The sequence below is a fragment of the Streptomyces sp. NPDC058955 genome (genome assembly GCF_042741435.1).
Classification (GTDB): domain Bacteria; phylum Actinomycetota; class Actinomycetes; order Streptomycetales; family Streptomycetaceae; genus Streptomyces.
Genome location: NZ_JBHYKM010000024.1, coordinates 20,884 through 30,300, shown reverse-complemented (window position 1 = coordinate 30,300; position 9,417 = coordinate 20,884). Strand labels below are relative to the sequence as shown.

The window sequence follows — 9,417 nt, the reverse complement described above, 5'->3', positions numbered from 1 at the left end:
CCCCGGTGCACCGCGCACCGGGGAGGCCCCCTTCCTCGCGTCCGGGTCTCAGAGCCGGTCGAGCTGGGCTTTCACGACCGGTTGCGGGATCGCCGCCTGCTTCGGGTCGAGCATGTTGACGCCGTAGAAGGCCGCGATCACGTTGCCGCTGCGGACGACCGTGTACGTCATCGGGACCTTCTGCTTGCCGATGTCGCCGGTGATCCGGTACGCCACGGCCTGGTCGCCCAGCTTCGGCGCGGGCAGCTTCTCGACCTTGCCGTAGGTGAGGCCGAGGGTCTTGAAGCCCTGGGGGCAGGCGGTGACGGCGGTGCCGAGCTCGTCCATGACCCGGGTGGCGTTCTCCTCGGAGTGGGAGGCCAGCCACATGGAGCCGACGGTCGCGTCGGTGGCCTTGGCGCCCTGGAGGGAGCGGTGGGCGGTGGCGACCGGGGCGATGTGGGTGAAGCCGCCGATCATGCTGGCCAGCGGCTGGCACTCCTTCCGGTCGGCCTCCATGTTCCGTCCCGCCTCGACCTCCGCCTTGGCGACCTTCTTCGCCTCCATGCCGGCGACCGTGCCCGTCAGGACGGCCTTCTCCAGGGCCGGCGTGTCGAGCGTGCCGAGCTTCTTCGCCTCCGCGGACTCCTTCTCCTGGGCGCTCGGCGCGCTCTTCCCGGCGGGCTTCGCATTCTTTCCGCCGGAATCCGCGGATTCACCGCTGCACGCGGTCGCCAGGAAAAGGGCCGGTATCACGGCGACGAGGGGAAGGGCCCTGCGCAATTTCATGTTCTTCGTTCTTTCCGGGCGTTCGCGTGCGTGCGGGTCGGATCCCAAACGAAATGATCTTACCGACGGTAGTGTCGGTGCCGGATTACGTTTCGGCTTCGGTCCCCCGACGTCAGTGCGCCGTCAGCTCCGCGAGTTCCTTCTCGATGTTCTCGCGGGCCTTTTCCTCCCAGACCGCCGCGCCGTACGGCGTCCGGAACAGGCGGGGCAGGCCGAGGAGTTGGCGCAGGACGGCGGCGCGGCCCTCGCGGAAGGCGTCGTCGGGGACGAAGGCGTACTCCTCGCGGACGGCCGCCGCATACCCCCGGTAGGTATCGGGGTCGGTGGCGAGGATCGCCAGGTCGGCGTCGCAGAGGGTCTCGCCGTTGAGGTCGCCGGGGGCCGGGTCGTGGGTGACCGTGAGGCGGACCAGGCGGGCCACCTCGGCGACCTCGTGCTCGGTCAACCCGGCCTCGCGCAGGGCGCGTTCGGCGAGGTGGGCCGAGCGCTCCTCGTTCTCGGAGCGCTCGGGGCGGTAGACGGCGTCGTGGAACCAGGCGGCGAGCCGGACGAGTTCGAGCTCCCCGCCCTCGCCGCCCTGGTCGGAGAGCTCGTCGATCCGGTCGAGGACCGCCTTCAGATGGGTGACCGTGTGGTACCGGCGCTGCGGCTCGGCCCAGCGTCCGAGCAGGTCGCGGCCGTACGGGGCGGGGTCGGGGCCCTCGCGGCCGGCGCGGGCGGCGAGCAGGGTGGCGTTCCAGCGCCGGAGCAGGTCGAGGTCCTGCGCGGCGGCTTCCTCGGGTGCGGTCATGGCCGCATTCTGCCCGCCGGACGGGCGCCGCTCGGGGGCGCGACCCCGGCGATCCGCCCTCCCCGTGTGGCGGAAGATCTCCCTCATCCCGCTCTTACATACCCCCCATGGGTATGTTACGGTGCTCCGCGAAGGTACCCCCCAGGGGTATGTAACCGGCCCAGGCCACCGGTCGGCCGCGAGTGAAGGGCAGTGCGATGTCAAACGTCAACCCCCGGCGCTGGTGGGCACTCCTCGTGCTCGCCGCCGCCCAGTTCATGGTCATCATGGACACCTCGATCATCGGAGTGGCGCTCCCCGAGATGCAGAAGGACCTGGGCTTCTCGCAGAGCGAGCTCCAGTGGATCTTCAACGCCTACGTGATCGTCTTCGGCGGTCTGCTGCTCCTCGGCGGACGCCTCTCCGACCTCGTCGGGGCCCGGAAGATCTTCGTCTCCGGCTGGGCCGTCATGATCGCCGGTTCGGTCGTGGCCGCCGCCGCGCAGACCGCCTGGGTCGAGATCGTCGGCCGCGCCGTCCAGGGCGTCGGCGGCGCGCTCATCGCGCCCTCCGCGATGACCCTGCTGATGATGCTGTTCATGCACGACCCGAAGGAGCTCGGCAAGGCGATGGCGCTGTACGGCGCCGCGGCCCCGGCCGGCGGCACCGCGGGCGTCTTCCTCGGCGGTGTCTTCACCGAGTGGATGAGCTGGCAGTGGGTCTTCATCATCTACATCCCGATCGGCCTGGCCACCCTCGCCGCCACCAAGCTGCTCCCGAACGTCGAGTCCCGCCGCGGCTCCGTCGACGTCCTCGGCGCCGTCGCCGTCACCGCCGGCCTCGCACTCGCCGTCTTCGCCGTCGTCCGTGCCCCCGAGGTCGGCTGGGGCGCCACCTCCACCATCCTCGAACTGGTCGGCGCCGCCGCCCTCCTGATCCTCTTCTTCGTGATCCAGAAGTCGGTCCGCGAGCCGCTCATGCCGCTCAGCGTCTGGCGGGTCCCGCGCCTCGGCTCGGCCAACCTGGCGATGACGCTGCTCGGCGCCGCCTGGATCCCGATGTGGTACTTCCTCAACCTCTACCTCCAGCAGGTCCTCGGCTTCGGCGCCTTCGAGTCCGGTGCCGCGCTGCTCCCGATGACCGTGCTCCTCATGATCTTCATGACGGCCATCACCTCCCGCCTGATGATGAAGATCGGCGCCAAGCCGCTCATCGCCGGCGGTCTGCTGGTCCTCGCGGCCGGTCTGGTCTGGCTGGCGGCCGTGCCGCCGACCGGTTCCTTCCTGGTCGACGTCCTGCCGGCCTCGCTGGTCGCCGCGCTCGGCATGTCCCTCGCCTACATCCCGGCGATGATCGCCGCGATGTCCGGCGCCCCGCAGGAGCAGGCCGGCCTCGCCTCCGGCATCGTCAACACCACCTACAACGTCGGCTCCGCGCTCGGCCTCGCCGCCCTCACCGCGGTCGCCATGTCGCAGGGCGCCGACCAGCTCGGCAACCTGCCCAAGCTCACCGACGGCTTCTCGGCCGCCTTCATCGGCGCCGCGGTCGTCGCCGCGCTCGGCGGCGTCATCACCCTCCTGGTGATGAAGGGCGACAAGGCCGTGGCCGCCGAGGCCGCCGCCTCCGCCCCGCAGGGCGAGAAGGTCGCCGCCTGATCCCCGCCCCCGATGTCCGTCCCCGACGGGGCCGCCGATGTCCGTCCCGGACGTCGGGCGGCCCCTTTTCCGTACCCGTTTTTCCGTACCCCCTCGGAGAGGAAGACCATGGAACTGAGCACCCGCGCCGTGCACGTCGTCAACGAACCCTTCGCCGACGGTAGTTGGCCGCTGTCCGTGCCGCTCGTGCAGTCCTCCGCCTTCGCCTTCGACTCGGCCGCCGAGCTGGCCGACGCGATGGCCGGACCCGACGGCCGGTACGTCTACAGCCGCCGCGGCAACCCGACCGTCCGCGCCCTGGAGCAGACCCTCGCCGGACTGGAGGGCGGCGCGGGCGCGATCGCCTTCGCCTCCGGCATGGGCGCGATCAGCGGCGTCCTGCTCGCGCTGCTCAGGCCGGGCGACCGGGTGATCGCCCAGCGCTGCCTGTACGGCGGCACGTTCTCCGTCCTGTCCGACCTCGCCGAGCGGTACGGGATCCAGGTCGTGTACGTCTCCGGGGACGACGTCGCCGAGTTCGAGGCGGCGGCCGTCCACCCGGCGGCCCGCGTGCTGGTCCTGGAGACGATCGCCAACCCCACCGGGCGGGTGGCCGACCTGCCGGGGCTGCTCGCCGCCGCCCGCCGGCTCGGGGTGACGAGCGTGGTCGACAACTCGCTCGCCTCGCCCGTCCTGTGCCGGCCCCTGGAGCTGGGCGCGGACGTCGTGGTGCACTCCGCCACCAAGTACCTGGCCGGCCACTCGGACGTGCTGGGCGGCGCGGCCGTCTTCGCGGACGACGAGCTGCGCCGCCGGATCTGGCCGCGCACGGTCGAACTCGGCGCCAGCGCCGACCCGTTCGCCGCCTGGCTGGTCCTGCGCGGGATACCGACGCTGCCGCTGCGGATGCGCGAGCACTGCGCCAACGCCGCCGCGCTCGCCGAGCTGCTGCGCGTCCACCCCCGGGTGACGGCCGTGCACTACCCGTGGCAGCCGGGCCATCCCTCGTACGGCCTCGCCCGGAAGGTCCTCTCGGGCGGTGGGGGGCTGCTCTCCTTCGAGCTGGACGGGGGCCGGGCGGCGGGCCGGGCCCTGGTGGAGCGGGTGCGGCTCGGCCGGCTCGCCCTCTCGCTCGGCGGGGTCGAGACGCTGCTGACCCACCCGGCATCCACCTCCCACCGCGAGCTGGACGGCGCCGCGCTGGCGGCGGCCGGGATCGCGCCGGGCCTGGTGCGGATGTCGGTCGGCATCGAGGCGGTCGACGACCTGTGGGCGGACCTCGAACAGGCCCTCGCCCGGGGCTAGTCGAGAGCCCTTCCGGCTTCTTTTGGGTTGACAAAATAAATGAGTCATTCGTAGATTGGGTGATGCCAGGAAACGTAGAACTCCTAGGTCAAGGGGGGCGTCCGATGCGCTACTTCGAGGACTTCCGGCCCGGCGACGTCCATGAACTGGGCACCGTCACCGTCACCGCGGAGGAGGTGCTGGAGTTCGGGCGGCGCTTCGACCCGCAGCCCTTCCACACGGACCCGGAGCGGGCGAAGGACTCGCCGTTCGGCGGCCTGATCGCCAGCGGCTTCCACACCCAGTCGCTCTTCATGCGGCGGTACGTGGACGGCCTGCTCGCCTACAGCGACTGCCTCGGCTCGCCCGGCATCGACGAGGTCCGCTATCTGCGCCCCGTACGCCCCGGCGACGTCCTGGCCGCGCGCGTCGAGATCCTCGGCGCCACCCCGTCGCCGTTCAACCGCGCCACCGGCACCGTCAAGCCGCGGTGCACGCTCGTGGCCGCCGACGGGACGGCCGTGTTCAGCATGATCCTGCACAGCATCTTCCGCCGGCGCCCCGCCGACACCGAGGCCGCGCATCCGTCGTCGATGCCCGCGGCCGAGGACCCCGTCGGCTGCACGGGCGCCCGGGCCAAGGTCTGTGTCCCGGTCATGACCGCCTGACGGGGGCGCGCGCCCAGCCCCGACGGGTCCGTATGCCCGTCGACGGGACCGCACGCCCCCGCCCGGCCCTGAACACGGCCGTCCGTATCCCACCGCACTCCCGACCGAAGGGGGACCTCCCGTGGAGGCCGTATCCCGCACCGCCCAGTGGACCGCCGCCGCGCGCGCCCTGGAGACCGAGCGCGAGGACCGGCTGTTCGCCGATCCCTACGCGCGCACCGTCGCCGACGAGACCGGCGTCGAGCTGCTGAAGCGTTACGCCGGCGGCGGCATCGTGCCGTTCCTCGCCATCCGCACCACCTACCTCGACCGGGCCATCGTGCAGGCGGTCCAGGAGCGCGGCATCCGCCAGGTCGTGTTCCTCGCCGCCGGCATGGACACCCGCTTCTACCGGCTGCCGTGGCCCGACGGCGTCACCGTCTACGAGCTCGACCGCCCCGCGCTGCTCGACGCCAAGGCCCGGATGCTGAAGGACGAGCCGCGGCCGGCCGGCCGCACCCGCGTCGCCGTCCCCGTCGACCTCACCCAGGACTGGACCGGCCCGCTCAAGGAGGCCGGCTGGAAGAGCGACGAGCCGGTCCTCTGGGTCGTCGAGGGCCTGCTGTTCTTCCTGCCCGAGCAGGCCGTGCGCACCCTGATCGCGACGCTCGCCGCCCACTCCGCGCCCGGCACCGTGCTGCTCGGCGACGTCATCTCCCGGGCCGCCCTCGTCAACCCGCTGGCCCGCGACTTCATGAAGGCCCTGGAGGAGGACGGCAACCCGTGGCTCTTCGGCACCGAGGAGCCCGAGGCGCTGCTCGCCGAGTGCGGCTGGTCCGTCCGCGAGGTGAAGCAGCCCGGCGAGGCCGGCGCCGACTTCGACCGCTGGCCCTACCCGGTCCCGGCCCGCACGATCCCCGGCGTCCCCCGCTCCTTCCTCTTCACGTGCGACCTGCCGGCCGCGCCCGGATTCGACCAGGAGGTGGCCGCGTGAGCGCCCACGACTTCCACCAGCGGGTCATCGGCGACGCCGGCGCCGCCGTCCGCGGCCTGACCGTCGCCCTCGGCGAGCGCCTCGGCCTGTACAAGGCCCTCGCCTCCGAAGGTCCTCTGACCGCAGCCCAGTTGGCGCAGGCGACCGGCACGGACGAGCGGTACGTCGAGGAGTGGCTGCACGCCCAGCTCTCCGCCGGGTACGTCGAGCGGCACCCGAGCTCGCTCACGTACACGCTCCCCGCCGACCACGCCGAGGTCCTCGCCGACCCGAAGGCCGTCACCTTCGCCGCCGGCTTCTTCACCGCCCTCAAGGCGCTGTACGCCACCGAGGACCTGCTGGTCGAGGCGTACCGCACCGGCGACGGCGTCGGCTGGGCCGAGCACGACGCGGCCCTCGACACCGGCATGGGCTCCTTCTTCCAGCCGGCGTACGAGCACAAGCTCGTCCCCGACTGGCTGCCCTCCCTCCACGAGGTCACGGAGAAGCTGCGGAACGGCGGCACCGTCGCCGACGTCGGCTGCGGCGTCGGCCACACCACCCTCCTCATCGCGAAGGCGTTCCCGAACGCCACCGTGCACGGCTTCGACTACTCCGAGGAGGCCATCGCGATCGCCCGCGAGCTGGCCGAGGAGGCCGGGCTCTCGGACCGGGTCGTCTTCGACGTCGCCTCCGCCGACGACTACCCCGGCTCCGGCTACGACCTGGTGTGCTTCTTCAACGCCCTGCACGACATGGGCGACCCGGTCGCCGCCGCCCAGCACGTCCACAAGTCCCTGGACACCGACGGCACCTGGATGCTCGTCGAGTCGAACGTCTCCCCGCAGGACGTCGACACCCAGACCCCCGCCGCCCGCATGTTCATGGCCCTGTCCGCCGTGATGTGCCTGCCGGTCGCGGTCGCCCAGCGCGGCCCGCACGCCCTCGGCAACCACTCCGGCGAGAAGGCCTTCCGGGCCATCGCCGAGGAGGCCGGCTTCACCCGCTGGCGGCGCGCCACCGAGACCCCGGTGAACGCGGTCTACGAAGTCCGGCCGTAACCCCACCTCACGAGGAGCGAGACCATGGGCGTGACCGCCCCCCTGCCCGTCAACGACCGCTTCCTGGAGGTCCTGAACCGCCTCAGCGAGCGCTCGGTCGAGGACTACTACAACCCGTACCAGACCTTCCAGTGGCCCGAGACCCTGGAGGAGAACCGTTTCTGGATGACGCCGGAGCTGCTCACCGTCTTCGGCACCGAGCACTACGACACCCTCGGCGAGGAAACGCTGCAGCGCCTGTCGAAGTGGGAGTCGATCAACTTCTACAGCCTCAACGTGCACGGCATCCGCGAACTCCTCATCGAGGTCGTCGGCCGCATCCACATGCCCGGCTTCGAGGTCCCCTCGGACTTCTTCCACCACTTCATCGGCGAGGAGAACGAACACATGTGGTTCTTCTCCGAGTTCTGCCGCCGCTACGGCCACAAGATCTACGGCTCCACCGCCATGCGCGCCGACGCCGCCTGGGAGCCCGAGGTCGAGAACTTCCTCGTCTTCACCCGGATCCTCTTCTTCGAGGAGCTCGTCGACCACTACAACTCCCGGATGGCGAAGGACACCTCCCTCTGCCACACCATCCGCGAGGTCAACCGCATCCACCACCAGGACGAGTCCCGCCACATCGCCTTCGGCCGCGAACTCGTCTCCCTCCTGTACCGGCGCATGTGCGAGGCCGTCCCCGCCGCCCGCGTCCGGGAGGTGGAGGCGTACCTCAAGCGGTACGTCGTCTACAGCGTCAACTCCCTCTACAACCCCCACGTGTACCGGGACGCCGGCATCGCCGACCCGCTCGGCCTGCGCAACGCGCTGATCGCCGACCCGGCCCGCCGCGCCCACGAGCGGAAGGCGATCCGCAAGCCGCTCGGCTTCTTCCTGAAGACCGGGATCTTCTCGGACGACAGCCTGCCCGTCCTCTGAGACCGCCCGGGAGCACTCACCCGAGAGCCCTCACCCGAGAGGTGCACCGACCATGACCGCCACCCTCCCCGAGACCGTCGGGGCGACCAGGGGCCTGCCGTCCCTGGGACCGGAGGGGACCCGCCTGCTGCGGCTCCTCGACGACACCTTCGAGCGCTGGGGCGTGTCCGCGGGCGCCCGCCCGATGACCATGCCCCCGCTGCTGCCCGCCGCCGACCTGGCGCGGCTCGACTACTACGACAACTTCCCCCACCAGGCCGTCCTCGCCGCCCCCCTCGACCTGGAGAAGCGGCTCACCACCCCCTTCGACGGCACGCGCGGCCACTGGCCGGCCGCCGCCCTCGAACCCGCCGGGCTCGGCCTGCCCTCCGCCTCCTGCTACGCCGTCTACCTGGACCACCAGGGCCGGCAGGTCGCCGACGACACCCTCGTCACCGTCTGCTCGTGGTGCTTCCGCAAGGAGACCCACTACGAGGGCATGCGCCGCCAACTCGGCTTCCGCATGCGGGAGATCGTCGCCATCGGCTCCCGCGAGCACGCCGAGGACCACCTCACCGCGTCCACCGCCCGCGTCGACGCCTTCGCCGAGGCCGTCGGCCTGAGCCTGCGGAAGGAGGCCGCCTGCGACCCCTTCTTCGACAAGGGCGGCTCGAAGGCGCTCCTGCAGCGGCTCACCCCGGTGAAGTACGAGTTCCTGTACGAGGACCTGGCGATCGCCTCGGTCAACACGCACCGGAACTTCTTCGGCGAGCGCTGCGACATCACGCTCGCCTCGACCGGCGGCCCGGCCTTCACCAGCTGCGTCGCCTTCGGCCTCGAACGCTGGCTGTCCGCGCTGACCCGCCGCCACGGCGGCTGGGAGGCGGCGACCCGGGCGGTCCTGGACGCGGCCGGGCCGGTGACCTGACGTGCCGGCCCGTCCCGTCGCCCCGCCGGCGGGCGGCCTGGGCTGGGCGAACCTCGGCATGGACATCGTGTCCGTCAACCGTGTCCGCAGGCTCCTCGCACAGTACGGGGAGCGCTTCTTCGAGCGGATGCTCACCCCCGGCGAACTCGCCGACTGCCGCACCTCCACCGGGCTCGACCTGCTGAGCCTGTGCGGACGGATCGCGGCCAAGGAAGCGGCCTTCAAGACCTTACGGGTCCGGGGCAGGTTCCTGCCCTGGCCGGACATCGTGGTGCGGCGCTCCGAGGGCGGCTGGCCGCTCGTCGAACTCCACGGCGCCGCGGCCGAGATGGCCGCCGGATCCGGCATCGCCGAGATCACCGTGTCCATCAGCCACGACGTGGACTACGCGGTGGCGGTCGCCGCCCCGATCATCGCCCCCACCCCACCCGCGCAACCGAGTTGAGGAGATCCCCC

10 protein-coding genes are annotated in these 9,417 nt (G+C 71.8%); 8 read left to right on the top strand and 2 right to left on the bottom strand.

Annotated features, from left to right (window positions below):
- Window positions 1-48: 48 nt before the first annotated feature.
- Together ACFW1I_RS12440 and ACFW1I_RS12435 are read right to left on the bottom strand one after the other, a co-directional pair.
- Window positions 49-735, bottom strand: coding sequence for a hypothetical protein (locus tag ACFW1I_RS12440; RefSeq protein ID WP_384669159.1), 687 nt, complete (start codon window positions 733-735; stop codon window positions 49-51).
- 145 nt (window positions 736-880) lie between these two features.
- Complete coding sequence (locus ACFW1I_RS12435; RefSeq protein WP_384669158.1) at window positions 881-1,558, bottom strand: hypothetical protein; 678 nt, start codon at window positions 1,556-1,558, stop codon at window positions 881-883.
- A gap of 197 nt (window positions 1,559-1,755) precedes the next feature.
- Between ACFW1I_RS12435 and ACFW1I_RS12430 the strand changes: the two genes are divergently transcribed.
- The 8 genes from ACFW1I_RS12430 (at window position 1,756) to acpS (ending at window position 9,406) form a co-directional block, all read left to right on the top strand.
- On the top strand, window positions 1,756-3,192 hold the full coding sequence (locus tag ACFW1I_RS12430) for an MFS transporter (RefSeq protein ID WP_384669156.1): 1,437 nt from the start codon (window positions 1,756-1,758) through the stop codon (window positions 3,190-3,192).
- A gap of 108 nt (window positions 3,193-3,300) precedes the next feature.
- A complete protein-coding gene (locus tag ACFW1I_RS12425) occupies window positions 3,301-4,476 on the top strand; it encodes a trans-sulfuration enzyme family protein (RefSeq protein WP_384669154.1) in 1,176 nt (391 codons plus the stop codon).
- A 104-nt stretch (window positions 4,477-4,580) separates the two neighbouring features.
- The gene (locus tag ACFW1I_RS12420) at window positions 4,581-5,123 is read left to right on the top strand and encodes a MaoC family dehydratase (RefSeq protein ID WP_384669153.1); all 543 of its coding nucleotides are present in this window, start codon (window positions 4,581-4,583) and stop codon (window positions 5,121-5,123) included.
- A 121-nt stretch (window positions 5,124-5,244) separates the two neighbouring features.
- Complete coding sequence (locus tag ACFW1I_RS12415; protein ID WP_384669152.1) at window positions 5,245-6,096, top strand: class I SAM-dependent methyltransferase; 852 nt, start codon at window positions 5,245-5,247, stop codon at window positions 6,094-6,096.
- Window positions 6,093-7,136 carry a class I SAM-dependent methyltransferase gene (locus ACFW1I_RS12410; protein WP_384669150.1) on the top strand — a complete coding sequence of 348 codons (1,044 nt, stop codon included), beginning with the start codon at window positions 6,093-6,095 and terminating at the stop codon, window positions 7,134-7,136. Before ACFW1I_RS12415 ends, ACFW1I_RS12410 begins: the two co-directional genes overlap by 4 nt.
- Before the next feature lie 24 nt (window positions 7,137-7,160).
- The gene (locus ACFW1I_RS12405; protein ID WP_384669149.1) at window positions 7,161-8,054 is read left to right on the top strand and encodes a diiron oxygenase; all 894 of its coding nucleotides are present in this window, start codon (window positions 7,161-7,163) and stop codon (window positions 8,052-8,054) included.
- A gap of 52 nt (window positions 8,055-8,106) precedes the next feature.
- Window positions 8,107-8,961 (top strand): hypothetical protein, encoded by an 855-nt coding sequence (locus tag ACFW1I_RS12400; RefSeq protein WP_384669147.1) that lies wholly within the window; start codon window positions 8,107-8,109, stop codon window positions 8,959-8,961.
- A 1-nt stretch (window position 8,962) separates the two neighbouring features.
- Complete coding sequence (gene acpS, locus ACFW1I_RS12395) at window positions 8,963-9,406, top strand: holo-ACP synthase (protein ID WP_384669146.1); 444 nt, start codon at window positions 8,963-8,965, stop codon at window positions 9,404-9,406.
- Window positions 9,407-9,417: the final 11 nt, after the last annotated feature.